The organism is Chromobacterium sp. FG22, from assembly GCF_057809415.1.
The window spans coordinates 1-26,403 of the sequence record NZ_JBMDJX010000021.1; the positions used below are offsets into that span (position 1 = coordinate 1).

General features: G+C 64.5%; 27 protein-coding genes and 2 tRNA genes. 15 read left to right on the forward strand and 14 right to left on the reverse strand.

The window, feature by feature from the left end:
- Positions 1–92 precede the first annotated feature (92 nt).
- Positions 93–166, forward strand: a tRNA-Cys gene (locus tag ACODSD_RS18195).
- Positions 167–369: 203 nt separating this feature from the next.
- A tRNA-Leu gene (locus ACODSD_RS18200) sits at positions 370–454 on the forward strand.
- A 75-nt stretch (positions 455–529) separates the two neighbouring features.
- On the opposite strand, the gene ACODSD_RS18205 is transcribed toward ACODSD_RS18200, so the two are convergent.
- Positions 530–1,264 carry a GntR family transcriptional regulator gene (locus ACODSD_RS18205; RefSeq protein ID WP_488877979.1) on the reverse strand — a complete coding sequence of 245 codons (735 nt, stop codon included), beginning with the start codon at positions 1,262–1,264 and terminating at the stop codon, positions 530–532.
- A 337-nt stretch (positions 1,265–1,601) separates the two neighbouring features.
- Between ACODSD_RS18205 and ACODSD_RS18210 the strand changes: the two genes are divergently transcribed.
- The 6 genes from ACODSD_RS18210 (at position 1,602) to ACODSD_RS18235 (ending at position 6,866) form a co-directional block, all read left to right on the forward strand.
- Positions 1,602–2,612: an ADP-ribosylglycohydrolase family protein gene (locus ACODSD_RS18210; RefSeq protein ID WP_488878001.1), complete on the forward strand. Its 1,011-nt coding sequence runs from the start codon at positions 1,602–1,604 to the stop codon at positions 2,610–2,612.
- 4 nt (positions 2,613–2,616) lie between these two features.
- Positions 2,617–4,008 carry a purine-cytosine permease family protein gene (locus ACODSD_RS18215; protein ID WP_488877980.1) on the forward strand — a complete coding sequence of 464 codons (1,392 nt, stop codon included), beginning with the start codon at positions 2,617–2,619 and terminating at the stop codon, positions 4,006–4,008.
- The gene (locus ACODSD_RS18220; protein ID WP_235087280.1) at positions 4,005–4,955 is read left to right on the forward strand and encodes a PfkB family carbohydrate kinase; all 951 of its coding nucleotides are present in this window, start codon (positions 4,005–4,007) and stop codon (positions 4,953–4,955) included. Before ACODSD_RS18215 ends, ACODSD_RS18220 begins: the two co-directional genes overlap by 4 nt.
- A 457-nt stretch (positions 4,956–5,412) precedes the next feature.
- Entirely contained in the window at positions 5,413–5,817 is a 405-nt protein-coding gene (locus tag ACODSD_RS18225; RefSeq protein ID WP_107798484.1) for a ProQ/FINO family protein, read from the forward strand.
- Between the two features lie 159 nt (positions 5,818–5,976).
- The gene (locus tag ACODSD_RS18230; protein WP_486635646.1) at positions 5,977–6,450 is read left to right on the forward strand and encodes a hypothetical protein; all 474 of its coding nucleotides are present in this window, start codon (positions 5,977–5,979) and stop codon (positions 6,448–6,450) included.
- A 2-nt stretch (positions 6,451–6,452) separates the two neighbouring features.
- A complete protein-coding gene (locus ACODSD_RS18235; protein WP_488877981.1) occupies positions 6,453–6,866 on the forward strand; it encodes a YchJ family protein in 414 nt (137 codons plus the stop codon).
- Positions 6,867–6,882: 16 nt separating this feature from the next.
- Here ACODSD_RS18235 and ACODSD_RS18240 read toward each other — a convergent pair whose 3' ends face one another.
- Positions 6,883–7,377: a glutathione peroxidase gene (locus ACODSD_RS18240; RefSeq protein ID WP_488877982.1), complete on the reverse strand. Its 495-nt coding sequence runs from the start codon at positions 7,375–7,377 to the stop codon at positions 6,883–6,885.
- Between the two features lie 270 nt (positions 7,378–7,647).
- The gene (dcd, locus tag ACODSD_RS18245) at positions 7,648–8,217 is read right to left on the reverse strand and encodes a dCTP deaminase (protein ID WP_048412542.1); all 570 of its coding nucleotides are present in this window, start codon (positions 8,215–8,217) and stop codon (positions 7,648–7,650) included.
- 208 nt (positions 8,218–8,425) lie between these two features.
- Between dcd and ACODSD_RS18250 the strand changes: the two genes are divergently transcribed.
- The 4 genes from ACODSD_RS18250 (at position 8,426) to ACODSD_RS18265 (ending at position 12,059) form a co-directional block, all read left to right on the forward strand.
- Positions 8,426–8,656, forward strand: coding sequence for a FeoA family protein (locus tag ACODSD_RS18250; RefSeq protein ID WP_227104454.1), 231 nt, complete (start codon positions 8,426–8,428; stop codon positions 8,654–8,656).
- On the forward strand, positions 8,653–10,425 hold the full coding sequence (gene feoB / locus ACODSD_RS18255) for a ferrous iron transport protein B (protein ID WP_488877983.1): 1,773 nt from the start codon (positions 8,653–8,655) through the stop codon (positions 10,423–10,425). The genes ACODSD_RS18250 and feoB overlap by 4 nt, the downstream gene beginning before the upstream one ends.
- 88 nt (positions 10,426–10,513) lie before the next feature.
- Positions 10,514–10,981 carry a bacterioferritin gene (gene bfr, locus ACODSD_RS18260; RefSeq protein WP_043591049.1) on the forward strand — a complete coding sequence of 156 codons (468 nt, stop codon included), beginning with the start codon at positions 10,514–10,516 and terminating at the stop codon, positions 10,979–10,981.
- Between the two features lie 145 nt (positions 10,982–11,126).
- Positions 11,127–12,059, forward strand: coding sequence for a dihydroorotate oxidase (locus ACODSD_RS18265; RefSeq protein WP_227104449.1), 933 nt, complete (start codon positions 11,127–11,129; stop codon positions 12,057–12,059).
- 36 nt (positions 12,060–12,095) lie between these two features.
- Here the strand turns inward: ACODSD_RS18265 and ettA are convergent, their stop codons facing one another.
- The 8 genes from ettA to gpmI all read right to left on the reverse strand — a co-directional run bounded on the left by ettA (position 12,096) and on the right by gpmI (position 22,883).
- Positions 12,096–13,763, reverse strand: a complete 1,668-nt coding sequence (gene ettA / locus ACODSD_RS18270) for an energy-dependent translational throttle protein EttA (protein ID WP_488877984.1) — start codon at positions 13,761–13,763, stop codon at positions 12,096–12,098.
- A gap of 230 nt (positions 13,764–13,993) precedes the next feature.
- Positions 13,994–14,473, reverse strand: coding sequence for a DUF456 family protein (locus ACODSD_RS18275; protein ID WP_203391262.1), 480 nt, complete (start codon positions 14,471–14,473; stop codon positions 13,994–13,996).
- A gap of 49 nt (positions 14,474–14,522) precedes the next feature.
- The gene (gene ppk1, locus ACODSD_RS18280; protein WP_107798491.1) at positions 14,523–16,580 is read right to left on the reverse strand and encodes a polyphosphate kinase 1; all 2,058 of its coding nucleotides are present in this window, start codon (positions 16,578–16,580) and stop codon (positions 14,523–14,525) included.
- 71 nt (positions 16,581–16,651) lie between these two features.
- Positions 16,652–16,924 carry an oxidative damage protection protein gene (locus ACODSD_RS18285; protein ID WP_048409108.1) on the reverse strand — a complete coding sequence of 91 codons (273 nt, stop codon included), beginning with the start codon at positions 16,922–16,924 and terminating at the stop codon, positions 16,652–16,654.
- Between the two features lie 87 nt (positions 16,925–17,011).
- Positions 17,012–18,316: an amino-acid N-acetyltransferase gene (gene argA, locus ACODSD_RS18290; RefSeq protein ID WP_107798492.1), complete on the reverse strand. Its 1,305-nt coding sequence runs from the start codon at positions 18,314–18,316 to the stop codon at positions 17,012–17,014.
- A 144-nt stretch (positions 18,317–18,460) separates the two neighbouring features.
- Positions 18,461–19,903: a S41 family peptidase gene (locus ACODSD_RS18295; RefSeq protein ID WP_488877985.1), complete on the reverse strand. Its 1,443-nt coding sequence runs from the start codon at positions 19,901–19,903 to the stop codon at positions 18,461–18,463.
- A gap of 27 nt (positions 19,904–19,930) precedes the next feature.
- On the reverse strand, positions 19,931–21,259 hold the full coding sequence (locus ACODSD_RS18300; protein ID WP_107798494.1) for a murein hydrolase activator EnvC family protein: 1,329 nt from the start codon (positions 21,257–21,259) through the stop codon (positions 19,931–19,933).
- A 100-nt stretch (positions 21,260–21,359) separates the two neighbouring features.
- Positions 21,360–22,883, reverse strand: a complete 1,524-nt coding sequence (gpmI, locus tag ACODSD_RS18305) for a 2,3-bisphosphoglycerate-independent phosphoglycerate mutase (protein WP_488877986.1) — start codon at positions 22,881–22,883, stop codon at positions 21,360–21,362.
- A gap of 103 nt (positions 22,884–22,986) precedes the next feature.
- On the opposite strand from gpmI, the gene ACODSD_RS18310 reads away from it, so the two are divergent.
- Positions 22,987–23,283 (forward strand): ArsR/SmtB family transcription factor, encoded by a 297-nt coding sequence (locus ACODSD_RS18310; protein ID WP_019100570.1) that lies wholly within the window; start codon positions 22,987–22,989, stop codon positions 23,281–23,283.
- Between the two features lie 125 nt (positions 23,284–23,408).
- On the opposite strand, the gene ACODSD_RS18315 is transcribed toward ACODSD_RS18310, so the two are convergent.
- The 3 genes from ACODSD_RS18315 to ACODSD_RS18325 form a co-directional block, all read right to left on the reverse strand.
- A complete protein-coding gene (locus ACODSD_RS18315; RefSeq protein ID WP_199225815.1) occupies positions 23,409–23,639 on the reverse strand; it encodes a hypothetical protein in 231 nt (76 codons plus the stop codon).
- 149 nt (positions 23,640–23,788) lie between these two features.
- Positions 23,789–24,661 (reverse strand): 4-hydroxybenzoate octaprenyltransferase, encoded by an 873-nt coding sequence (gene ubiA / locus ACODSD_RS18320; protein WP_107798496.1) that lies wholly within the window; start codon positions 24,659–24,661, stop codon positions 23,789–23,791.
- Positions 24,658–25,185: a chorismate--pyruvate lyase family protein gene (locus ACODSD_RS18325; RefSeq protein WP_227104441.1), complete on the reverse strand. Its 528-nt coding sequence runs from the start codon at positions 25,183–25,185 to the stop codon at positions 24,658–24,660. The genes ubiA and ACODSD_RS18325 overlap by 4 nt, the downstream gene beginning before the upstream one ends.
- Positions 25,186–25,318: 133 nt before the next feature.
- Between ACODSD_RS18325 and ACODSD_RS18330 the strand changes: the two genes are divergently transcribed.
- Positions 25,319–25,675 (forward strand): CidA/LrgA family protein, encoded by a 357-nt coding sequence (locus ACODSD_RS18330; RefSeq protein WP_107798498.1) that lies wholly within the window; start codon positions 25,319–25,321, stop codon positions 25,673–25,675.
- Complete coding sequence (locus ACODSD_RS18335; protein WP_253315100.1) at positions 25,668–26,384, forward strand: LrgB family protein; 717 nt, start codon at positions 25,668–25,670, stop codon at positions 26,382–26,384. The genes ACODSD_RS18330 and ACODSD_RS18335 overlap by 8 nt, the downstream gene beginning before the upstream one ends.
- The last annotated feature ends 19 nt before the right edge of the window (positions 26,385–26,403 follow it).

The window sequence follows — 26,403 nt, forward strand, 5'->3', positions numbered from 1 at the left end:
CGCAACCTTGCCAAGGTTGAGGTCGCGAGTTCGAGCCTCGTTTCCCGCTCCAAATTAAAATCATCAGCCATGGCTGGTGGTTCGCCGGCAACGGCGGGGTAGCAAAGTGGTTATGCAGCGGATTGCAAATCCGTCTACGCCGGTTCGATTCCGACCCCCGCCTCCAGTTAAAGCCCCGTAAGTCAAAGACTTGCGGGGCTTTGCTTTGTTCGGCACGCGCCCGCAATCGCCAAGCTCAGCGTGGTTTCTCCTCTTTATCCCGGATCGGGATCAGGCCCGCAGTCCCCCGCGGCGGCGTGCCATGGCCTTGATCGCCATCCCTGTTTGCCAGCGGCCCGGCTCTGGGATAGAATCGCCGTCTCTTTGCCCGCCCCGGTGGTGAAATTGGTAGACACAAGGGACTTAAAATCCCTCGACTTCGGTCGTGCCGGTTCGATTCCGGCCCGGGGCACCACTACGGCAAAACCGTCCACGAGACGAAAACAACCCGCACAGCCTGGCGCTGGGCGGGTTTTTTTATCGGCTTCTCTTAAAGCTGCGCCTCGAATTCATAGAGATCGCTGCGGCACAAAACTTCGCTGAACTCCAATACCTGCTCCGCCGCGTTCAAGCTGGTCTGCCGGATGCGCAGCAGCGGCGTGCCGGTCTGCACATGCAATAGGGCGGCGCTGTCCTGATCCGCCGCGCAGGAGGCCAGACGGAAGGTCTTGCGGCCGATCTCGACGCCATGGCGTTCCCACCATTGGTATAGCGAGTGTTCCAGACGCTCCGGTTCGGGCAGGTAGGCCAGCGGGATATAGGTGGTTTCCAGCGCCGCCGGCGTGCCGTCCATCAGCCGCAGGCGGCGCAGCTTGGCGATGTCCGCGCCGACAGGCAGGCACAGCAGGCTGGCGATGGCGGCCGGCGCGCTTTCCCGCTGCCGCAACAGCCACTGATTGGCCACGCTGCCGCCGCTGCGCAGCACCTGCTCGGTGAAACCTCCGCTGTCGTTGAGCGAATAGCGAAAGGCTTGAGCGACGCGAGTGCCCTGGCCTTGCTGACGGGTGATCAGCCGCTTGCGTTCCAGTTCCGCCATCGCCTTGCTGATGGTGACGCGCGACAGTCCCAGTTTTTCCGCCATCTGCCGCTCGGTCGGCAAGAATGCTCCTTCGGGCAACTGGTGCTGGCGGATGGCCTGTTCCAGCGCGTCGGCGATCAGCAGATAGCGCGGCGTTGCGCCGGGCTGCCGCAGGCTGGCGGACAGGCATTCCAGAATCTCGCTCATATCGTGTGAAAGCTCCTGTGCGTGCGGGCTTCAGTCTAAATCAATGCCGACGGCAATGGGGTGGGCTGAGCTCTGTGGCATGCTTTCCTGATCAATAGTATGGTTATGTACTATTGGATTTGTATTGGACTTATCATACGATGCCAATCGAAGTCCATGGTTCCTGTTTACGCTCGCGTTGCGCGAAGGCGGGGCAAGGCGAAACAGCCGGGAAAGCGGAATGCGCCTGCGAGGCATGGGCGTTTCGCGGGCGGCTCCTGGTTTCCTTGACGCGTGGCGGATCGTAAACGGGTTCTGGCGGTCGATGGGCATCCTGGCGGAGAGGCAGGGTTTGACGATGATCAGCAAGGGCTACCAGTCCATTCTCGGGGCCCTGTACGGGCAGGCGGTGGGGGATGCCATGGGCATGCCTTCGGAGCTGTGGCCGCAGCGGCAGGTACGGGCGTTTTTTGGTTGGATAGACGATTTTCTGCCGGGCCCGGCCGAGAATTTCGCCGCTTCCGAGTTCGCCGCCGGAGAGTTTACCGACGACACCCAGCAGGCCATTGCCTTGATGGACGCGTTGATCGCCGCGGACGGCGCGGTGGAGCCGGAGCGCATCGCGGACAACATCATCGCCTGGGCCGAGCGCATCGACGCTTTCAACAAGAATATTCTGGGGCCCAGTTCTAAGGCCGCGCTCAGGGCTATTTTGTCCGGCCAGTCCATTGATTCTCTGGGCGCCAACGGCGTGACCAACGGCGCGGCGATGCGGGTGGCGCCGCTGGGTTGCCTGCTGTCCAGCCAGGACCGCGCGGCTTTCGTGCAGGCGGTGAGGCTGAGTTGCAGCCCCACGCATCAGTCCGATATCGCGGTGGCCGGCGCGGCGGCCATCGCCTGGGCGGTGTCGCGGGCGGTGGAGGGCGCGGCCTGGTCCGACATCAAGGCCGAGCTGCCCGCCATTGCCGATCTGGCGCAGCTGGAGCGGGTGACGACGTTCAGCCCCTTGCTGAGCCGGCGCCTGGCCTGGGGCTTCGAGCTGGCGGAAGGCTTGCGGGGCCAAGACGATGCGGCCGTGGTGGCCGAGCTGTACCAGACCTTGGGCGCCGGCATGGACACCATAGAGTCGGTGCCCGCCGCCTTGGCCCTGGTGGACTGCGCGCAAGGCGATCCGCGCCGCTGCGCGGTCTTGGCGGCGAATCTGGGCGGAGACACCGACACCATAGGCGCGATGGCGACCGCGGTGTGCGGCGCCTTGCAGGGGGCGGACGCCTTGCCGGCCGCATGGCGGGAACGCATCCGGGACGTGAATGGCGTTGATTTCGAATCTTACGCGCGGGCTTTGTGCGCATTGCGGTTTAGGGGGTGAGGGGATGAGCGATGTACAAGCGGTAGACGGCTGGCGGCTGGAGAGCGCGGGCATAGATCTGGTGCCGGAGCATGAGTGCAAGGGCCGGCCGGTGGAGTTGTTCTGGGTATGGCTAGCCGCCAATATCGGCATCCTGGGCGTGGTGTACGGCGGCATCGTCACCAGCTTCGGGCTGTCGTTCTACCAGTCCTTGCTGGCCGCGGCGGTCGGAGTGGCCAGTTTCGCGCTGGTGGGTTTGACCAGCATTGCCGGCCAGCGCGGCCGCACTTCCACGCTGACCTTGTCGCGGGCCATTTTCGGCCTGCGCGGCAACGCCGCGCCCACCGCCTTCAGCTGGTTCAACCTGATGGGCTGGGAGGCGGTCAATGTGGTGACCGGCGCCTTGACGCTGGCGGCCTTGTGCCAGTCGCTGGGCATGGCGGAAAGCCGTCCGCTGACCGCGGTCTGCTTGTTCCTGTTCATCGGTCTGACCATCGTGGTCAGCCTGCTGGGCCAGGCCACCGTGGTCTGGATGCAAAGCTGGCTGAGCCGGATCTTCGGCAGCATGACCATGGTGGTGATTCTGTACGTGGCGACGACCGCGAACTGGGGCGCCATCTTGGCGCGGCCGGACGGCGACTGGCTGACCGGTTTCTGGCCGGCGGTATCGGTGATCGCCGCGGGCACCGGCATCAGCTGGGCCATCGCCGGCGCCGATTACAGCCGTTACCAGCGGAGCGGAGCGTCCGGCGGCAGCATTTTCGGCGCGGTGATGGTGGGGGCGTCGCTGCCGCTGATGCTGCTGATCTTCACCGGCGTGCTGTTGTCGGCGCAGATCCCGGATCTGGCCAGCGCTGCCAATCCCATCGCCAAGATCGGCGCGGTGCTGCCGGCCTGGATGGCGGTGCCCTATCTGCTGACCGCTACCGCCGGCATCGTCACCATGGCTGTGCTCAGCCTGTATTCGGCCAGCCTCAATCTGCTGACCATAGGCGTCAAGGTCAGACAGGCGCAGGCGGTGTCCATCAATGCGCTGATCGTGCTGGCCATCGCCGCTTACGTCTTGTTCGTGTCCAGCGACTTCCTGGGGCCCTTCATCGCGTTTCTATTGTTTTGCGGCGTGTTTCTGGCGGCCTGGGAGGCGGTGTTCGTGCTGGATTACCTCTTGTTGCGTCACCGCCAAGGCTATGAGGCCGCGGCCCTGTCCGGCGACGGGCGGCAGGCCTTCCGCGGCGGGCCGCTGCTGTGCTGGCTGCTGGGCGCCGCTTGCGGCCTGCTGGTGAGCAAGACCGGCTTCATCGACGGCCCGCTGGCGGTGGGCGTTTTCGCAGATTCCAGCCTGGGACTGTTTGTATCCTTTGGGACCAGCTTGCTGGCTTATGGATTGTATTTGTTGCTGAAGGAGCGACGCGCATGACCATTCCGTGTCCAAACTATCATCCGACCAGAGCCATCCTGGCTTTGGGCGGCGCCGTCGGCGACGTGGTGTTGACCCTCCCGGCCTTGCCGCGCAGCGGCGCCGACGTGGAGGCGTTGCAGCAGGAACGCGAGATCGGCGGCTGCGCCTTCAATGTGGCGCGAGCGTTGCGCCAGTTGAACGCTCCCGTGATCAACGGCATGCCGGTGGGCAACGGCCCTTGGGGCGCGGCGATAGACGCGGCCATGCGGGAGCTGGGCTTGCCGGTGCTGCTGCGCAACGCGGATCGCGACAACGGCTGGTGCGTGGCCATGGTGGAGCCCAGCGGCGAGCGCAGCTTCATTTCGATCTCCGGTTGCGAGACGGAATGGACGCGCGAGCAGTTGGACGCGCTGCCCTTGCCCGCCGACGGCCTGGTGTACGCCAACGGCTATGAACTGGCCGGAGAGGGCGGAAGGGCGTTGCGCGCCTGGCTGCTGGCCTTGCCGGCGGAACAGTTGCGGGTGATAGACCCCGGTCCGCGCGTTGTCTTGCTGGAGCCGGCGTTTCTGTCCGCCCTGAGCGGCACCGAGACCTTGCTGACGCTGAACCGGGACGAGATCGCCCTGTTGTGCGGCGACGGCGATCCGGTGGCGGCGGCGCAGCGTTTCGCCAAGGATTACCGGCTGACGCTGATCTGCCGGCTGGGGCAGGACGGCGCCTGGGTGTGCCCGGGCACCGACGCGCCGTGGCACCTGCCCGGCTACCAGGTTTCGGTGGTGGACACCATAGGCGCCGGCGACGCGCATTGCGCCGGCTTGTTGGCCGGCCTGTCCAGCGGCTGGCCGCTGCATTACGCGGTGGATCTGGGCAATCGGCTGGCGGCCTGCGTGGTGGCTAGCGCCGGCCCTGACGCGGCGACGGACTGGGACAGCTTGAATCGCCGCTTTCCCGTCGCCTGCCTGTAAGCTGCCGGCTCACGCTTGAGAAAGTGGCAAAAGAAAGACGGGATAAGGGCGGAAAGGGCGCAATCGGCGTCTAATGCTGGACATCAAGGGGCATTACTTAGTACTCTCCCTCCCTCGTAAGCGCCAGCCCGAGCGAGGGAACGCCCGGAGCGTTCCGTCTGGTCTTTTCGCCCATGACCGCCAAGTCGGCTCCTCCGCCGACAAACAGCGGCGGTCGATGGGGGCGGGCGCCTGGTCTTCGGACCGGCCGCGCCGCTTGGGCCCGGTTCCAGGCCTTCGCCATGTTCGGCGATTTTTTACGGCGCGCCGGCGTCTTGTCGGAGCGCCTTGGTCAAACCGCATTACGATGTCGTCATTTTTTCACCGGCTGTCAAGCTGGCCGGGCGGCGGGTTGCGGCGCTTCGCTTGATTGGGCAGCATGCGCTGCTTTTGCATCAATGGATCTAGATAGAAGTTCATGAAGCCAAATACTGAAACGGCACTCGGTGCTGCACTTAAGTCCGCTGTACAAAGTCTGTCCAAGAAAAAGCAGACCGAGATGATCGCGGATCATGTCTACAGCAAGTTCGACGTTTTCCGCCAGTTTCGTCCGCTGGCCTTGGGCATCCATGAGAGCCTGATCGCGGCTTTGCCGCAGTTCGACTCTACGCTGATCTCCCGCGTGGTGGCCAATCACTGTCGCAAGCCGCGCTACGTGAAGTCTCTGGCGCGCGGCGGCAAGCGGTTCGATCTGGCCAACAAGCCGGTGGGCGAAGTCAGCGCCGAGGAGAAAAAGGCGGCGGAACAGATGTCCGCGCCCAAGCCGGCCGCGGCGGCCCCTGCCCCGGCTCCGGCCGAACCCGCAGGCGACGCGGCGGAATAAGCGTGCCGCGGCCGCGTGGCATGAACGTAAAACAGCCTGACAGACCCGTTTGTCAGGCTGTTTTGCATTGGCGGGACGGAACATTGGCGTGGGCGGGGCGGTCGCAGCAGAACGCGCCGCGCGGCGGCGCCGAATCAGGACAGGAGTAGAATTCCCGGCATGAAACGTTATTTCTTGTGGGCCGCGATGGCCCTGAGCTTGTCCGCTTGCAGCGCGCTGCAGCAATTGGGCGCGCCCATCAGCTCGCATCCTTCCTCGCCGGGCAAGAGCCGGCCGCAGACGGCGCCGGCGCCCAGCGCCAAATCGGACGCCTTGCTGCGGGAAGCCAACCGTCTGGCCGACAAGGTCAAGAGCGGCGAGTTGACCCGGCTGGCCGCCGCGGATCAACTGGGCGCGTTCCGGCTCAAGGCGGTGGGCTCCAATCCCATCGACGACAACACCTTCGCCATGTACCGCTATCTGACGGTGGAGCGCGAGGCGGGCCGCATCGACCAGGAAACGTTTCGCGCCAAGATGGACGAGCGTCTGCGCGAATGGATGCGACGCTGGCCCAAGATGAATCCGAAACCGGCCGAGCCGGCCTTCACCAACTTCCTGCTCAAGCTGTACGGCTTGCCGGCCCTGGGGGCTTGAGCATGGGCAAGAAAGCCAAGCCGGACGCGGCCGGCTGTCCCTGCGGGCTGGGCGGCGCTTACGCGGCCTGTTGCGGCCGTTACCTGGGGGCGGACGGCGCGCCCGCGCCCACGGCGGAAGCCTTGATGCGCTCGCGCTACACCGCTTACGCGCGCGGCGACGAGGCGTATCTGCTGGCGAGCTGGCATCCCAGCACCCGGCCGCAGGCGCTGGATCTGGCCGCGGACGCCGGCTTGGTCAAATGGCTGGGCCTGGAGGTGTTGGCGACCGAGGCCGGCGGCGCGGCCGACGCCGAGGGCGTGGTGGAGTTCTCCGCGCGCTACAAGGTGGGCGGCAAGGCCGAACGCATGCGCGAGCGCAGCCGTTTCCTGCACGAGGACGGCCGCTGGTTCTATCTGTCCGGCGAACTGAGCTGAGCTGTCGCTAGAGAATCTAGTGCTTCTGCGTTCGCAGCAGGCTTTCGATGGCGCGCTCCAGCGCCGCCGGCTTGACGTAGGGGGCGAAACGCTTGCGGATGCGCCCTTCGCCGTCCACCAGGAATTTGGTGAAATTCCATTTGATGCGCCGGCTGCCCAGCAAGCCGGGCTTGGCGGCGACGAGATGACGCCAGAGCGGATGCGCGTCGGTGCCGTTGACGTCGATCTTGGCGGATAGCGGGAAGCTGACCCCGAAATTCTTCTGACAGAACTGGCCGATGGCGGCGGCGTCCCCAGGCTCCTGGCCGCCGAACTGATTGCAGGGGAAACCGATGATCTCCAGGCCTTGCTCGCGGTAGCGCTGGTACAGCTGTTCCAGGCCGCCCAATTGCGCGGTGAAGCCGCACTCGCTGGCGGTGTTGACCAGCAATAGCACTTTGCCGCGATAGCTCGCCAGCGGCAGGGTCTGCCCGTTTAAAGACTCAATGGAAAAATCATATATGTCCGGCATATTTCCGCCTTTCGCCAAAGCGAAGATCATGGCAAGAAACCGGAGGCAGGGCAATGGGATCGGCGGATAAAAAAAGGGGCGCAACGGCAAGGGGGAACCGCTACGCCCCAAGAAGAAATCAATTGCTGTACAAGGGCCGACCAACCGGGAAAGTCAGCTAACCCTCTGTTTATCCTAGAACATTAAGGTGAAATTGCGAGGACGGATTTGGCGGGATTTAAATGACAAAGGGATGGCTAAGCCATCCCTTTTTTGCTGGCGGGAAGCGTTTCAGGGGCGCGGCAGGGTCACGCCCACCTGGCCCATGTATTTGCCGGCGCGGTCGCTGTAGGACACGTCGCAAATTTCATCGGATTCGAAGAACAAGACCTGGGCCACGCCCTCGTTGGCGTAGATCTTGGCCGGCAGCGGCGTGGTGTTGGAGAACTCCAGCGTCACATAGCCTTCCCATTCCGGTTCGAACGGGGTGACGTTGACGATGATGCCGCAGCGGGCGTAAGTGGATTTGCCCAGGCAGACGGTCAGCACCGAGCGGGGAATACGGAAGTATTCCACGGTGCGGGCCAGCGCGAAGCTATTGGGCGGGATGATGCAATAGCCCTTGCCGGAGACTTCCACGAAGGAATTGGGGTCGAAGTTTTTCGGGTCGACGATGGTGCTGTTGATATTGGTGAACACCTTGAATTCGTCGGCGCAGCGGATATCGTAGCCGTAGCTGGACGTGCCGTAGGAGATCACCTTCTGGCCGTCCACCATCTTGATCTGGTTGGGCTCGAAGGGTTCGATCATTTTGTACTCGTCCGCCATCCGGCGAATCCACTTGTCCGATTTGATGCTCATTGTCTTGGGCCCGTAGCTTGTCGATTGATTGTCCGCGATTTTAACCGCAAGCGCAGTGGCCGGCTATCGATAATCCATCGTCGATCCGGATAGGACAATGCTATTGATGCAGGTCAAGCAGGGCGGGAATTGCCGCGGTTTGCCGATATTCGACGGGGTTCGGCTGGATATACTAATGCAAACCATTCTCGTTCTTGATCGGATCATCATGTTGACTTTGGATGCATTCCCCGCCGGACGCCACGGCGTGGTCGACAGCCTGGAGCTGGCCGAAGAGGCCATGCGCCGCGTCGCCGCCTTTGGCCTGGAGCCGGGCTGCCGGTTTTATCTGCGTCGGGCGGCGCCCTTGGGCGGGCCATTATTGCTGGACGTCGGCGCCACGCGCTTCCTGCTGCGCCGCAGCCTGGCGCGCCTCATCGTGGCGAGGGTGGCGGTATGAAGCGTTTCGCCCTGATCGGCCTGCCCAATACCGGCAAGTCCACCTTGTTCAACCGTCTGACCGGCATGTCGCAGCGCGTCGGCAACTGGCCGGGCCTGACCATAGAGTTGAGCAGCGCGCGCCTGTTGCTGGGCGGCCACATGGTGGAGTTGGTGGATTTGCCCGGCGTCAATGATTTGACCGGCTATTCCGACGACGAGGCGGTGGTTCGCGACGTGCTGCTGGCCAGCGCCTTCGACGGCGCCGTCCTGGTGCTCAACGCCAGCCAGCTGGACCGGCAACTGCCGCTGGCCTTGCAGGTGCTGGCCAGCGGCCTCAACTGCCTGGTGGTGCTGAATATGGCCGACGAGGCCAAAGCCCTGGGCGTGAGCGTGGATGTGGAGCGCTTGTCGGAGCGCCTGGGCGCGCCGGTGTTTCTGGCCTCGGCCCGGCATATGCAAGGCTGGCCGCCGCTGATGGCGGGCTTGAACCGGCTGGCCAACGACGGCGGCCCGGCGGCGCGCGCCAGGCTGGACGCGGTGCCGGACACCCGGGAGGCGATGGCGGAGGCCAAGCGGCGGCTGGCGGGCTGCTGGACCTTGCCGCCCGTGCTGCCGGCGGGGCTGACGGAGAAGATGGACCATTGGCTGATGCATCCATGGCTGGGTCTGCCGCTGTTCTTCGTGCTGATGGCGCTGCTGTTCAATCTGACGTATCAGATCGGCACCCCATTGCAGGAGCTGGCCGGCGCCGGCCTGGACTGGATCAAGGAGCAGGCGCTGACGCCCTTGCTCGCGCCCTTGCCCGAGATTGTGCAGAGCCTGGCGCTGGACGGAATCTGGCAGGGGGTGTCGACGGTGCTGACCTTCGCGCCCATTTTGCTGGTGTTCTTCGTGTTGATGGCGATGGTGGAGGATTCCGGCTACCTGGCGCGCGCCGCCTATCTGACCGACGCCTTCATGGCCAAGCTGGGGCTGGACGGCCGCGGCTTCGTGATGCAGCTGATGGGCTTCGGCTGCAATGTGCCGGCCATCATGGGCACTCGGGTGATGCGCGAGCGCAAGCAGCGGCTGCTGACCATGCTGGTGATCCCGTTTTCGCTGTGTTCGGCGCGTTTGCAGGTGGTGGTGTTCTTCGCCGGGCTGTTGTTCACGCCGACGCAGGCGCCGTGGGTGTTGATGGGGCTTTATCTGATGAGCTTCGCCGTCGCGGTGTTCACCGCCTGGGTGTTCAAGCGCCGTTACGCCGGCGGCGAGGCCTTCTTGCTGGAAGTGCCGCCGTACCGGCTGCCCGGCTTGAGCCATTTGCTGAGCCGGGCGGTGGGGGAGGTGCGCGCCTTTCTGCAACTGGCCTCCAGTTTCATCCTGCTGGGCGTGGTGCTGGTCTGGCTGCTGACCCATGTGCCGGCGGGCGAGGGCAAGACCCTGGCCGACGCTCTGGGCAGCCTGCTGGCCCCGGTGCTGGACCCGATAGGCATCCGCCACGAACTGGCGGCGGCCTTGCTGTTCGGCTTCATCGCCAAGGAAATCCTGCTGGGCAGCCTGGCGGTGATCTACGGGGTGCCGGAGGCCGGCCTGGGCGCGGCCTTGCTGCAACATCTGGATTGGCGCTCGGCGATGAGCTTCCTGATCTTCACCTTGATCTACGTGCCCTGCCTGTCCACGGTGGCGGCGATGTACCGCGAGTCGCGCAGCAAGGCCTACACCGCGATGTCGGTGGCGTGGTCGGTGGGACTGGCCTGGTTGTTGTCGTTCGCGTTTTATCAAGCCGGCGTGCAACTGTGGCCCTGAGGGCTTAGAATGAATGGTTCGCGAATTCCGTTCGCGCCGGCGGCGCGCCCGCCGGCGTTATTGAACTACAACAACAAGAGGTCGTTTTATGCAAGGTGATCCCAAAACCATCGAGTTGCTGAACGAACTGCTGGCGGAAGAACTGTCCGCCGCGGACCAGTATTTCATTCATGCCGAGATGTACAAGGACTTCGGTCTGCACAAGCTGTTCGAGCGCATCGATCACGAGCGCGAGGACGAGTTGTCGCACGCGCGGGTGCTGATCGCGCGCACCTTGTTCCTGCAAGGCAAGCCGAACGTGGCCAAGCGCGTGCCCATCGTGGTGGGCGAGAACGTGCGGGCGATGCTGGCCAGCGATCTGGAAGTGGAATACCGCGTCGGCAACTTGCTGAAAAAAGTGGTGGCCCACTGTGAGAGCGTGAAGGACTACGTGACGCGCCAGGAACTGATGGTGCTGCTGGAAGAGACCGAGAACGACCACGCCCACTGGCTGGAGCAGCAACTGCGCCTGATCGATATGGTGGGCGAGCAGAACTATATCCAGTCCCAAATGTAAGCTCCGGGGATTTCGGCGTTAAGACGCGGCCGCCTTCAGGGCGGCCGTTTGTTTTGCGGCGTCCGCGCCGGTTTTGACTTGGCGCAGCATGGCCGGCGAGGCTTGCGTCTATCATCGCCGGCAGATGAATTCGCCGGAGGGCGCGATGTCGCTGGATCTATCCGTTTCCTGGCTGGGCATGAAGATGGCCAGCCCCCTGTTCAACGCTTCCGGCGTCTATTGCCGCACGCGGGAGGAACTGGAGCAGGTGCGCCGCTCCGCCGCCGGCGCGGTGGTGACCAAGAGCTGCACGCTGGAGCCGCGCGCCGGCAATCCCGAGCCGCGCTACCGGCGCACCGCGCTGGGCAGCATCAATTCCATGGGCCTGCCCAACGAGGGCTACCGCTATTACCTGGACTACGCCCAGGCTTACGACGACGCCAAGCCGCTGTTTCTGTCCGTGTCCGGCATGACGCTGGACGACACCCTGACCATCCTGACCGAACTGGCGGCGCTGAAGCTGCCCTGCCTGCCGGAGGTGAACCTGTCCTGCCCCAATCTGCCGGGCAAGCCGCAGCTGGGCTATGACTTCGCCGCCAGCGCCGAGGCTCTGGCGGCGATCAGCCGGGTGTACGCGCGACCGTTCGGCGTCAAGCTGCCGCCGTATTTCGATCCGGCGCACTTCGCCGCCATGGCCGCGGTGTTGAACGCCTTCCCGCTGCTGCGCTTCGTCACCTGCATCAACTCGGTGGGCAACGGCCTGGTGATCGATCTGGACAGCGAGTCCGCGGTGATCAAACCCAAGGGCGGGCTGGGCGGCTTGGGCGGCGACTACGTGTTGCCGACGGCGCTGGCCAATGTGCGCGAGTTCGCCCTGCTGCTGGCCGACAAGCATGTGATAGGCTGCGGCGGGGTGAAGAGCGGGGCGGAGGCCTTCATGCACATCCTGGCCGGCGCCGCCGCGGTGCAGGTGGGCACCTGCCTGCACGAGGAGGGCGTCAGCGCCTTCGATCGCATCGAGGCGGAGTTGGCCGCCATCATGCAGGCCAAGGGCTACCAGCGGCTGGATGAGTTCCGCGGGCGGCTGAAGACGCTGTGAGCGCATGAAAAAAGCCCGGAGAACCCGGGCTTTGTTTTAGCGGCTGATCGGCTTGTAGCGGATGCGCTTGGGCTTGGCGGCTTCCTCGCCCAGGCGTTTCTTCTTGTCGGCTTCGTATTCCTGATAGTTGCCGTCGAAGAAGGTCCATTGCGATTCGCCTTCCGCCGCCAGGATGTGAGTGGCGATGCGGTCCAGGAACCAGCGGTCGTGGGAGATCACGAACACGGTGCCGGCGTATTCCAGCAAGGCGTCTTCCAGCGCGCGCAGGGTTTCCACGTCCAGGTCGTTGGACGGTTCGTCCAGCAGCAGCACATTGCCGCCCTGGAGCAGGGTTTTGGCCAGGTGCAGGCGGCCGCGTTCGCCGCCGGAGAGCATGCCCACCTTCTTCTGCTGATCGGCGCCCTTGAAGTTGAAGCGGCCGAGGTAGGCGCGGCTGGACATCTCGAACTTGCCTACGGTGAGGATGTCGGCGCCGGCGGCCACGTCCTCGAACACGGTCTTGTCGCCGTCCAGGCCCTCGCGAGTCTGCTCGACAAAGGCCATCTGCACGGTCTGGCCGATCTTGACCTCGCCGCTGTCCGGCTGTTCCTTGCCGGCGATCATCTTGAACAGCGTCGATTTACCGGCGCCGTTGGGACCGATGATGCCGACGATGGCGCCCGGCGGGGCCTTGAAGCTGAGATTGTCGATCAGTAGGCGGTCGCCGAAGCCCTTGGACACGCCGTTGAACTCGATCACCTCATTGCCCAGGCGCTCGGCCACCGGGATGAAGATTTCCTGGGTTTCGTTGCGCTTCTGGGTTTCGTAGCTGGACAGTTCCTCGAAGCGGGCCAGACGCGCCTTGGATTTGGCCTGACGGCCTTTCGGGTTCTGGCGCACCCATTCCAGTTCCTGCTTCATCGCCTTCATGCGCGCGCCTTCGCTCTTGGATTCCTGCGCCAGGCGGGCTTCCTTCTGCTCCAGCCAGCTGGAGTAATTGCCTTTCCACGGGATGCCTTCGCCGCGGTCCAGTTCCAGAATCCATTCGGCGGCGTTGTCCAGGAAGTAGCGGTCGTGGGTGACGGCCACCACGGTGCCGGGGAAGCGCACCAGGAATTGCTCCAGCCATTCCACCGATTCCGCGTCCAGGTGGTTGGTGGGTTCGTCCAGCAGCAGCATGTCGGGCTTGGACAGCAGCAGCTTGCACAGCGCCACGCGGCGCTTCTCGCCGCCGGACAGCGGGGCGATCTTGGCGTCCCACGGCGGCAGGCGCAGCGCGTCGGCGGCGATTTCCAGCTGGTGTTCTACGTTGTCGTTGGCGCCGGCGGCGATGATGGCTTCCAGCTTGCCCTGTTCTTCGGCCAGCGCGTCGAAGTCGGCGTCCGGGTCGGCGTAGGCGGCGTAGACCTCTTCCAGGCGCTTTTGTGCGCCCATCACGTCGCCCATGCCGCTTTCCACTTCCTCGCGCACGGTTTTTTCAGGGTCCAGCTGCGGTTCCTGCGGCAGGTAGCCGATCTTGACGCCGGCCAGGTGCTGCACCTCGCCTTCGTATTCCTTGTCCGCGCCGGCCATGATGCGCAGCACGGTGGATTTACCGGCGCCGTTCAGGCCCAGCAGGCCGATCTTGGCGCCGGGGAAGAAGGACAGGGAGATGTCCTTGATGATCTGGCGCTTGGGCGGAACGATCTTGCTCACGCGGAGCATGGACATTACATATTGTGCCATCGGTATTCACGCTGGATTGAAGGGGATAAACCGGGATTCTACCAAATCCCCCGGTTTAGAGCCTGTTCAAAGTCTCGCGAGCAAGGGCGAGACAAGGCGAAAACGGCTGAAGAAGCGGAATGTACATACAGTACATGAGCATTCTGAAGCCGGTTTCAACGCCGTATCGCCGAAGCGCAGTAGACGTTGAATAGGTTCTTAGGTCAGCCGTGCGGCCGCGTAGCCGGCCGCTAGAACAGTAGCGCCAGCGCCGCCGTCGCCAGCATGGCGAAGGCGCAGGCCACCTTGGCCACCGCGCCGACGATGAAGCCGATAAAGGTGCCGATGCCGACCTTGCCGGCCTGGAAGGCGTCCTTGCGGGCGATGAACTCGCCGATGACGGCGCCGACCAGCGGGCCGAGCAGCACGCCGGCCAGGCCGAAGAACATGCCGACGATGCCGCCGATGAAGGCGCCCCACAGCGCCTGGCTGCTGGCGCCGCTGGCCTTGGCGCCCAGCAGGCCGGCGAAGAAATCGATCACCAGGCCCAGCGCGGTGAGCAGGGCCATGATGATCAGGCTGATCGCGCCCAGGTGGTTGAAGTTGTCCAGCCAGGCGGCCAGTAGCAGGCCGCCGAACATCAGCGGCAGGCCGGGGATGATGGGCAGCATGGTGCCGGCCAGGCCGGCGATGATGAGCAGGGCGGCAAGACTGTAGCCGGCGATTTCCATGGTGGTCCTTGCGGGAGAACGCGCCCGCGGCCTGGCCGCGGGCCGGGTGTCAGCGGGTGTACTCTTCCAGCAATTGCAGTTGCGCGCAGTGCGGCTTGCCGCGGGAGGTGCGGCGTTTGTAGCTGCCGTCCGGCAGCATGTCCCAGGCGTTGACGTTGTCGTCCAGATAGAGACGCAGCGCTTCCTTGATCACCCGGCGCTTGAGTTTGACGTCGACGATGGGCACGCAGGTTTCGATGCGGCGGAAGAAGTTGCGGCCCATCCAGTCGGCGCTGGCGATCAGCAGGTCTTCCTTGCGGTCGTTGTGGAAATAGAACACGCGCGGGTGTTCCAGGAAGCGGCCGACGATGGAGCGCACGACGATGTTGTCGGACAGCCCCGGCACGCCGGGCCGCAGCGCGCACACGCCGCGCACGATCAGCTGGATCTTGACCCCGGCCTGGCTGGCGCGGTACAGCGCGTGAATCACCTGGCTTTCCAGCAGGGCGTTCATCTTGGCGATGATCTGCGCCGGCTTGCCGGCCTGGGCGTGGGCGATTTCGCGGTCTATCGCCTCCATCACCATGCTGTGCAGGGTGAACGGGCTCTGGAACAGCAGCTTGAGCTGGCTGGCGCGGCCCAGGCCGGTCAGCTGCACGAAGATGTCGTTGACGTCGCTGGCGATCTGCTCGTTGCAGGTCAGCAGGCCGAAGTCGGTGTAGAGGCGGGCGGTGCGCGGGTGGTAGTTGCCGGTGCCCAGATGCACGTAGCGGCGCAGGCCGTGTTCCTCGCGGCGCACCACCATCAGCATCTTGGCGTGCACTTTGTAGCCGATCACGCCGTAGACCACGTGGGCGCCGGCGTCTTCCAGCCGGCTGGCCCAGCCGATATTGGCTTCCTCGTCGAAGCGGGCCATCAATTCCACCACCACGGTCACCTGTTTGCCGGCGCGGGCGGCGGCGATCAGCGATTCCATCAGCACCGAGTCGGTGCCGGTGCGGTACACCGTCATCTTGATGGCCACCACGTGCGGATCGGACGCGGCCAGCGTCAGCATGTCTATCACCGGCTGGAAGCTCTGGAAGGGGTGATGCAGCAGGATGTCGCCTTTGCGGATGGCGTCGAACAGCGGCGTTTTCTTGCGCAGCATTTCCGGCAGCGTGGGGATGAAGGGCGTGAACTTCAGATCCGGCCGGTCCACCAGGTCCGGCACCTGCATCAGCCGCACCAGATTGACCGGGCCGTTGACGCGGTAGACGTCGCGCGGCTTGAGGTTGAACTGGGTCAGCAGGAATTCTTCCATGTGCGCCGGGCAGGTGTCGGCGATCTCCAGCCGCACCGCGTCGCCGAACTGGCGCTGGCGCAACTCGCCTTGCAAGGCGGTGCGCAGGTTTTTCACTTCCTCGTCTTCCACCGTCAGCTCGCTGTCGCGGGTGACGCGGAATTGGTAGCAGCCCTTGACCGCCATGCCGCTGAACAGCTCGTGCACGTGCGAGTGCAGGATGGAGGACAGGAAGACGAAGGTGTGGCGGTGGCCGTCGCTGACGTCCGCCGGCAGCTTGATCACCCGCGGCAGGATGCGCGGCGCCTGGACGATGGCGATGCCGGAGGCGCGGCCGAAGGCGTCGCGGCCTTCCAGCTCCACCGCGAAGTTCAAGGATTTGTTCAGCACCTTGGGGAAGGGGTGGGACGGGTCCAGACCTATCGGGGTCAGGATGGGCATCAGTTCGCGGAAGAAGAAATCCCGCACCCATTGCTGCTGAGCCGGACTCCATTCATTGCGGCGCAGGAAGATGATGTTTTCCTCGCGCAGCGCCGGGAACAGCACTTCGCTCATCACCGCGTACTGGTCGCGCACCAATTGGTGGGCGGCGGTGGCCACCTTGGCCAGCGCCTGTTCCGGCGTGGAGCCGTCGGCCAGGATGCGCTCCGGCGTGGCCTCGGCGGTTTCCTGCAGCCAGGCCACGCGCACTTCGAAGAACTCGTCCATGTTGGAGGACACGATGCACAGGAATTTCAGCCGTTCCAGCAGCGGCAGGTTGGCGTCTTCCGCCTGGGCCAGCACGCGGCGGTTGAATTCGAGCAGGCCAAGTTCGCGGTTGATCAGCAGGTCTTGCGTGTGTGACATACGGGGTTCAAGCCAACAGTGGAGAGTTCAGGGAAAAACAAAGCCCTCGCTTGGAGGGCTGGGCATGGCGATTAGTTCTGCGGCGGAGTATAGCCGGCGGGAGCGTCGGCGCCGTCGCCGAAGAAATAGGCTTCCAGCTGCGCGGCCAGATACTGGCGGGCGCGGGCGTCGGCCAGGCTCAGGCGGTTTTCGTTGATCAGCATGGTCTGATAGCGCAGCCAGCCTTGCCAGGCTTCCTTGGACACGTTCTCAAACACTCGCTTGCCCAGTTCGCCCGGCAGCGGCGGGAAGTCGAGGGCCTCGGCTTCGCGGCCCAGCTTGACGCAATTGACGGTTCTGCTCATGGCGCAATCCTTAAAATATCGGAAAAAGGTTAATTCAATATTGTGTCACAGAGATGAAACGCTTCCAACCTCGACGCGGCCCTAGGCTTACAAGACCTTGACGAAAACCTTGGAGCGGCGCTGATAGTTGTAGAACTGCTGCCGCGCCAGCGGCAACGCGCTCTTGTCCGCCTCGGCGAAGCCGCGCTCGACAAACCAGTGCGCGGTCTGGGTGGTGAGCACGAACAGCGATTGCAGGCCCTGGGTGCGCGCCTGGTATTCCACATGTTTGAGCAGCATCTCGCCGAAGCCGCCGTCGCGCTTGTCCTGAGCCACCGCCAGGCAGGCCAGTTCGGCGGTGCCGGAGTCGGGGAAGGAGTGCATGGCCACGCAGCCGTAGATCTTGCCGTCGTGTTCCAGCACCGAGTATTCGCCGATCTCCACTTCCAGGTGTTCGCGGCTGCGCTTGACCAGCACGCCTTGTTCTTCCAGCGGCTGGATCAGGCCGATGATGTCGCCGATGTCTTCGATGCTGGCGTTGCGCACCCTCACCAGCGGATCGCGGGCGATCATGGTGCCGTTGCCGCCGCGGGTGAAGTGTTCCACCAGCAAGGCGCCGTCGGCGTGGCGGCTGATCAAGTGGGCGCGCGGGATGCCTTCGCGGGTGGCGCGGATGGCGTAGGGCAGGTAGGCGCTGACGTCTTCCTGCAGCCGGCCGGAGGCCAGCAGATCCTCGGCCTGCTGCGCGGTCAGCGTGCTGATCAGTTCCTCGTCCAGCATCACGCCGCGTTGCTCGATCACGAAGATCAGCTTTTCCGCCTTCAAGGTGATGGCGACATGGGTGGCCAGTTCTTCCATGGTCAGGTTGAAGGCCTCGCCGGTCAGCGAGTAGCCGATGGGCGACAGCAGCACCAGCTCGCCGTGGTCTAGGCGGGCGCGGATGGCGGCGCCGTCGGCGCGGCGCACCTGGCCGGTGTATTGCATGTCCACGCCGTCCAGCACGCCCAGCGGCTGGGCGGTGACGAAGTTGCCGCCGGCCACGCGCAGGTGGGCGCCGTGCATCGGCGAATTGGGCATGCCCATGGACAGCAGCGCTTCGATGTCGCAGCGGGTGGCGCCGGCCGCCTGCTTGACCACATCCATGGTGGCGGCGTCGGTGACGCGGCGGTCGCGGTGGAACAGGCGGGCGATGCCGTGTCGTTTCAGCAGGCCCTCGATCTGCGGGCGGATGCCGTGCACCAGCACGATGCGCACGCCCAGGCTGACCAAGAGGTTGATGTCCTGGGCCAGGCTGGCGAATTCGCCGTCCTGCAGGGTTTCTCCGCTGACGGCCAGCACGAAGGTCTTGCCGCGGTAGGCGTTGATATAGGGGGCGGCTTCGCGAAAGGAAAGCACGAATTCGCGGGTAAGCATGGGGTCAGCGGCTCCGGCCGGAAAACTAGGGTTGAGCCGGATAGCGTAGCAGGAATGACGGTGTTTTGCAGGAGGACAATAGCGGGCGCGCATGAAAAACGCCCCTGGAAAAACCAGGGGCGCGCGATGGCTGCCGTCGCGGGATCAGCTGCCTTTTTTCTGCAGGATTTGCTGCACCTTGAGAATGTTCAGCGCCTGCGACAGCTGGTTGTCGTTCTTGGGGTTGGGATCGCGCGGACCGAACTGGCTCTTTTCTTCCGGCTTGGCCTTGTCCTTGCCGTCATCCGGCTTGGCCGGGGCCGGCTGGGGGGCCGGAGCGGGAGCCGGCTTGAGGCTGCTCTTGGACGCCGGCTTGTCCTCGCCGTTGGGGTTGGCCAAGTGGTTTTCCAGATCGGCTTCGCGCACGCGGATGGCTTGTTCCGCCGCTGTCAGCGTGCCGTCCTCCACCACCACGTCGGGCACGATGCCCTTGGCCTGGATCGAGCGGCCGTTGGGCGTGAAGTAGCGGGCGGTGGTCAGCTTGATACCGCCGGCGTTGCCCAGCGGCATGATGGATTGCACCGAGCCCTTGCCGAAGGTCTGGGTGCCCACCAGCACCGCGCGCTTGTGGTCTTGCAGCGCGCCGGCGACGATTTCCGACGCCGAGGCGGAGCCGCCGTTGACCAGCACCACCAGCGGCACGTTGCGGGCTTCCACCGGCAGGCGGGCCAGCGGGTCGCTGCCGTTCGGACGCGCGTAGTTCTGCAGATTGGCGGTCAAGCGCATCTTGGCGTCGGGCGTGCGGCCTTCGGTGTAGACCACCAGCTGGTTCTTGGCGAGGAAGGCGGCGGATACGCCGACCGCGCCGTTGAGCAGTCCGCCCGGATCGTCGCGCAGGTCCAGCACCAGGCCTTTCAGCCCCTGCTTGTTTTCCTTGTAAAGCGCCTGCACGCCGGCGGCCAGGTCCTCGGAGGTGTGCTCCTGGAACTGGGTGATGCGCACATAGCCGAAGTCCGGCTCCAACAGCTTGTATTTGACGCTCTTGGTCTTGATCACTGCGCGCGCCAGCGTGAACACCAGCGGTTTGGTCTCGGTCTTGCGGGCGATGGTCAGCGTGACCTTGGTGCCCGGCTTGCCGCGCATTTTCTTCACCGCGTCGGTCAGGGACAGGCCGCGCACCGGGGTGTCGTCGATCTTGATGATCAGGTCGCCGCTCTTGATGCCCGCCTTCTGCGCCGGCGTGTCCTCGATAGGGGACACCACCTTGACCAGGCCGTCCTCGGCGCCGATCTCGATGCCCAGGCCGCCGAATTCGCCCTGGGTGCCTTCCTTGAGTTCCTTGAAGGCCTCCGGGTCCATGTAGTCGGAGTGCGGGTCCAGACCGGTCAGCATGCCCTTGATGGCGGCGGTGATCAGCTTCTTGTCTTCCACCGGGTCGACGTAGTCTTGCTTGATGCGGCCAAACACTTCGGCGAAGGTGCGCAGCTCGCTCAGCGGCAGAGGGGATTCGCCCTTGTCGGCAAAGGCTTGCATGCTCAGCGTCAGCACGCCGCCGGCCATGGCGCCGGCCACTAGCCAGGCAATCTTCTTCATTCTTTGGCTGCTCATGTTTGTTATCTGTCTCCGTTGCCTGGCTTAGCGCGCCCAGGCTTGCGGGTTTAGGGGGCGTCCCATGTGTCGGATTTCAAAGTACAGGCCGGATTCGCCGCTGTCCAGTGTTCCTGTGTTGCCGATCGTGTCGCCGGCCTTGACGCTGCTGCCCACGGATTTGCCTATCACCGATAGTCCGGTATAGACCGTCATGTAATTGCCGCCGTGATCGACCAGAACGGCGTTGCCGAAACCGCGCAGTTGATCGGCGAACACCACGGTGCCGTCGGCCACGCTGCGCACCGGGGTGCCGTTGGCGGTCTGGATGAACAGGCCTTTCCAGCTGACGCCTTGCTGGCGCGGCTTGCCGAAGCGGCCGACCAATTGTCCGGCCACCGGCATTTTCATCCGCCCCTGCAGGCTGACGAAGGCGCGGCCGGCGGCGCTGTCGTCGGCCACGTCGGTGATGGCTTCCTCTTTCACCGTGACCGTCTGCTTGGCTTCTTCCGGCACCGGCTTGCCTTGTTTCTTGGCGTTTTCCGCCAGCTTGCGGCGGCGTTCGTTTTCCTTGCGCGCGGCTTCGCGGGCGGCGGCCAGCCTGGCCTTGCGTTCTTCCGCCGCCTTGCGTGCGATCTCGGCGCGGCGACGCTGGATTTCCTTGTTGATCTGGGCGATCAGGCCGGTCAGGCGTTTTTCGTTTTCCTGCAACTGGCTGAGTTTGCTCTGTCCCGTCTTGATCTCGCCGGTGACCTTGTTGAGTTCTTGCTGCTGGCTGGCCTTGTCCTGCTGCAGCGAGCTCTTTTCCTGGCTCTTGCGGTCCGACAGCGAGTTGAGCCGCGCCAGTTCCTGCTCCAGCTGGAAAGACAGCGCTTCCAGCTCGTGCTGGTGGGTGATCAGCTGGGCCACCAATTGCTGTTGGGCGCGGGCGATGTGCTGATAGTAGGCGAGGTCGCGCGCGCTCTGATTGGGGTCGTTCGCGTTCATCATCAGCTTCATCGCGTCGTGCTGGCCGCTCTTGTACTGGCGCGCCAGCATCAGGGCCACGCGCTGGCGCACCGCGGCCAGGCTGTTGCGGCTGGCGTTGATCTGGGCGCGCAGCGCTTCGAGCTGCTGTTCCGAGCTGCTTTGTTTCTTTTCCAGCTTCACCAGCGCCTGGCTGGTCTGGCTAATGGCTTGTTCCGATTCCTTGATCGCCGATTGCGCTTCTTTTTGCACCGCCTGTTTCTGGGCGATGTCTTTTTTCAGGGTGTCGATTTCCTTGCGCACCGATTTGAGATCTTGCTGGTGCGGGGCGGTGGACAGCGCGGCGGAGGCCGGAGGCGCGGCGTGGCTGCTTCCGGCGATCAAGGCCGCCATCAGGACATAGGGTTTCATGGCCGGGAGTATGCTTTCTGCTTGGGCCGCGGGCCGGACCTCCCGTCCTCGAGCGAGGGGGCCGGCTCCTTGACGCCGGCGGGGCCGGCGGCGGCGGGTCTTATTGGAGTTCGATCAGCGATTGACCGGTCATCTCCGCTGGTTGTTCCAGGCCCATCATCGCCAGCAGCGACGGCGCGATGTCGCGCAGCGAGCCGCCGGTGCGAATCCGGGCCGGACGGCCGACATAGAGGAAGGGCACCGGGCTCAGCGTGTGCTGGGTGTGCGGCTGGTGGTGTTCGGCGTCGTACATCTGTTCGCAATTGCCGTGGTCGGCGGTGATCAGCACCTCGCCGCCGGCGGCGCGCATCGCCTCCACGCAGCGGCCGACGCAGCCGTCCAGCGCTTCCACCGCCTTGACCGCGGCGTCGAAGATGCCGCTGTGGCCCACCATGTCGCCGTTGGCGTAATTGCAGATGATGGCCTGATATTGGCCGGAGGCGATGGCGGCGACGATTTTGTCCGTGACTTCGCCTGCGTTCATTTCCGGCTGCAGGTCGTAAGTGGCCACCTTGGGCGATGGCACCAGGATGCGATCTTCGCCGGGATAGACCTGCTCCTCGCCGCCGTTGAAGAAGTAGGTGACGTGCGGGTATTTCTCGGTTTCGGCGATGCGCAACTGTTTCAGGCCTTGGCTGGCCAGGTATTCGCCGAAGCCGTTGCTGATTTTCTGCGGCGGATAGGCGATGGACAGGCGGCTGTAGGCTTCGCCGTAGGAGGTCAGGGTGACGAAGTCGGCGAACTTGGGCTGGCGCGCCTTGAAGCCGTCGAAGGCCGGGTCGGTCAGCGCGCTGACCAATTGGCGCGCGCGGTCGGCGCGGAAATTCATGAACACCACGACGTCGCCGTCGCGCATCCGGGCGCTCTCGCCGATGGCGGTGGCCTTGACGAACTCGTCGTTCTCGTCGCGGGCGTAGGCCGCTTCCAGCGCTTCCAGGCCGTTGCGGGCGTGGAACAGGCCTTCGCCTTCCACCAGCAGCCGGTAAGCCGGCTCCAGGCGTTCCCAGCGTTTGTCGCGGTCCATCGCCCAGTAGCGGCCGGTCACGGACGCCAGGCGCGCGGCCGGGCATTCCGCCAGCACCGCGTCCAGCCGTTCCAGATAGGTCTTGGCGCTGCGCGGCGGGGTGTCGCGGCCGTCCAGGAAGGCGTGCACGTGGATGCGCGCGACGCCGGCGGCCTGGGCCGCGCGGATCAGCGAGTGAATGTGGTTTTCATGGCTGTGAACGCCGCCGTCGGACAGCAGGCCCATGATGTGTAGCGTCGCGTCCTTGGCTTTGGCGATGCCGGAGACCAGAGCGGGATTGGCGGCGAAGCGGCCGTCTTCGATGTCGCAGTCTATGCGGCTGATGTCCTGTTGCACCACGCGGCCGGCGCCGATGTTGAGGTGGCCCACTTCGGAATTGCCGAACTGGCCGGAGGGCAGGCCGACGAAGTTTTCCGAGGCGTTGATGGTGCCGTAGGGGAAGGTCTGGCGCAGACGGTTCCAATTAGGCATCGAGGCATGAAGAATTGCGTTGTCATCGCCTTCAGTGCGATGGCCAAAACCGTCGAGAATCAACAACAACACCGGTTTGATGGATTTCATGGCATTCACATTCTGAATATTAGAAAATCTTGATGGTATTGGATTTAGTGTAGTATTGTACCGCAGTCAGACTAAATAAAATGACTCTACAGGGAGAGAAGCCTTGCTGTTCAACGATGACCAGATCGAGCAGACCTCGAGGGCGATGAAGGCCATGTCGCACCCGCTGCGTTTGAAGATCATATCGGTGCTGGAAGACCAGGAAGTGAGCGTGCAGGATATAGTCGAGCAGGTGGGCACGTCGCAGAGCAATATTTCTCAGCATTTGGCCATTATGCGCGACAAGGGCGTGTTGCGCACGCGTAAGGACGCCAACCGCGTTTATTACCGCGTCGGCGACATCCGCACGCTGGAAGTCTTGAAGATGATGCGCGAGGTGTTCTGTGGCTTCGGCGAATAATTCTCCGCCCGGCTGACGCCCGCCGCCGGCCTCCGGCCGGCCTTTGATCGTACCCGGATATGAAAACGCCGCGGCGCATGGCGAGCCGCGGCGTTTTTGCGTCGGGCCCTCGGCCCGGCGATCAATTACTTGGCGGCGGAAGCCGCTTTGTGTTCAGCTTTCTTTCCCGAATGCTTGTGGCCGGATTTCTTGTGGTGCGCGGCGCCCGAAGCATGTTTCTTGTGGTGCTTTTTGCCGGCCTGCTTGTGTTCGGCCTTATGCTCCATTTTCTTTTCGGCGGCGGGCGCGGACGCCGGGGAGGCGGCCAGGGCGCTAGTGGCGAAAGCAGCGGCGATCAGAGCGGAAATCAGTTTCATGATATGTCCTTTCTTGTGTGAAGCCGGTGGTGCATGTCGGCTGCAATTCCAAATGGGTGGAATATGCCTTCTCTGGGATTGAACCCTTCTCGAAAAGTTCACAGGAATTCACAAAGTATCGCTGCGCCGCAAAATGATGACATTGGGTTTTACGGCAGCCAGTAGCTGAGCGCTACGCCGACGAGGATGGCCGCGCCTACGCGATTATTGTCGAGAAAGGCTTTGAAGCAGGCGGCGCGGTCGCGTTCCCGGATGTCCTGATATTGCTTGGCCATCAAGACGACGGCCACGAGCAAGGACAGATAAAAAGGCCAGGCCAGCGCCAGATGCAGGCCGATGCCGGTCATCAGCGCGAGGAAGACGGCGTGGAACAGCATGATGGCCAGCACGTCGTAGTCGCCGAAGGTGATCGCCGAGGTCTTGATGCCGATCTTGAGATCGTCCGGCTTGTCGCTGATCGCGTAGGCGGTGTCGTAAGCCAGCGTCCAGCTGGCGTTGGCCAGCAAGAGCAGCCAGGCCAGCGCCGGCACCTCGCCGGTCTGGGCGGCGAAGGCCATCGGGATGCCGAAGGAGAAGGCCAGGCCCAGATAGGCTTGCGGCACCGGGAAGAAGCGCTTGGTGAACGGATAGCTGGCGGCGATGAACAGCGCCGGCACGCTCAAGAGCAGGGTCAGGCCGTTCAGCGGCAGGATCAGCAGCAGCGACAGCAAGGCCAGGCCGGCGGCCAGCAGCAAGGCCTCCTTCTTGCCGACCGCGCCGCGGGCGAACGGCCGTTGCCGGGTGCGCGCCACGTGGCCGTCGAAGTCGCGGTCCGCGTAGTCGTTGATCACGCAGCCGGCCGAGCGCATCAGAAAGGTGCCGACGACGAAGATCAGCACGATCAGCGGGTCGGGCCGGCCCTGGCCGGCGATCAGCAGCGCCCACAGCGTAGGCCACAGCAGCAGGAAAGTGCCGATGGGCTTGTCCATGCGCATCAGTTGCATGTAAACCGTCAAACGTTCATTGAGGCGGGTGGCGTTCATCGCAGGAAATTCTCCAGCTCCGGCAAAAAGAGTTCGCAAACCAGCAAGGGGGCCTGCCGCAGCAGAAAGCGGCAGCGCCGCGCCGGGTAGCTGGCGTGCGGGCTGAGTCGGGCCGCCGGCGCGAACAGCGGATGATCGGCGGCGATGAGGCGGTAGCGCAGCGGGTCGCGGAGCAAATCGGGCAGACCGCCGAACAATGTCAGACCCAGCGAGCGGCTGCCGCGGTCTAGAATGGGCTGCCAGGCCGCGCAGTCCAGACGGGTGACGCTGCGGGCGAACACCACCGGGGTGTCGTCCAGGGTCAGCGCCACCTCGCGGGCCTGCAGCGGCGCGCCGGCGGCCAGGCCGAGCGGCTGCGCCTCGTCTTCCAGGCAGGCGTCGGGGCCTTGCCGCAGCACGCGCACGGCGAAGCGGCGGCCGGTGCTTTGCAGCCGTTCGGTCAGCGAGCCGGCTTCGGTGAGACAGGATTGCGCGGCGGCGGACAGCGCCGGCGGTTCCGGCAGCCAGATTGGGGGATTGGGCATGGCGCGCATTATGCCAAAGCCGGCGGGGGCTTGTCCCGCCCCTTCTGCGACGCGACGCGCGCCCATCTGTCTATCCCCAAGCGCAAGCCGGCGGATTATCATGTCGTCATCAAGGGGAAGGAGGAATGATCGCATGATGGAGACAGCGCTGTGGCTGCTGGGCTATCAATTGGCGGGGGAGGTCTTGTCGCGCGGTTTGGGCGTGCCGGTGCCGGGACCGGTTCTGGGCATGCTGCTGCTGTTCGTCACCTTGTGCGCGCGCCGCGGGGTGCCGGCGACGCTGCAGACCCATGCGCCGCGTTTTCTGGCGCATATGTCCTTGCTGTTCATCCCGGCCGGCGGCGCGGTGCTGGCGTATCAGGCCTTGCTGGCCGATTACGGCGCGCGCCTGGCGGCGGTGCTGGTCTTGTCGACTTTGATCACCTTGCTGGTGCCGGGGCTGGCCTTGCATTGGATGCTGGCGCGGCGGCGAGGAGGCGGGCATGACTAGCGTCGGCGTATTGTCCGCGTTGAGGGAGTCGCCGCTGACTGGGGTGTTCATCACGCTGCTGGCTTACCGGCTGGCCTTGGGGTTTAATCGCCGTTGCCGCGGCCATCCGCTGTCCAACCCGGTCTTGATCGGGGTGTTGCTGGTGCTGGGCTGGCTATTGCTGACGCGCACCGATTACCGGCAGTACATGCAGGGCGCGCAGTGGATACAGATGTTGCTGGGGCCGGCGACGGTGGCTTTGGCGGTGCCCTTGTACGGCAATCTGAGCCGGCTCAAGCGCGCGGCCGGGCCGCTGGCGCTGAGCATCGCCTTGGGCGGCGTCACCGGCGTCGTCAGCGCCGTGGGCCTGGGCTGGCTGTTCGGCTTGCCGCGCGAGGTTTTGCTGTCGCTGAGCACGCGGGCGGCGACCACGCCGATCGCGATGAGCGTGTCGCAAAGCATAGGCGGAGTGCCGGAGTTGGCGGCGATGTGCGTGATCCTGTCCGGCGTTTTCGGCGCGGTGGCGGCGCGGCCCTTGTTCAACGGTCTGCGCCTGCGCGACGATATGGCGCTGGGCGTGGCCACCGGCATTTCCGCGCACGGGATTGGAACGGCGCGGGTGTTTCAGCTGTCGGAGACTGCGGGCGCCTTCGCCGGCCTGGCGATGGGCTTGAACGGGGTGCTCACCGCCTTGTTGGTGCCCTTGCTGCTGGCGCTGTTCCCGTTGTAGCGCGCCGGCGGTTTTCATT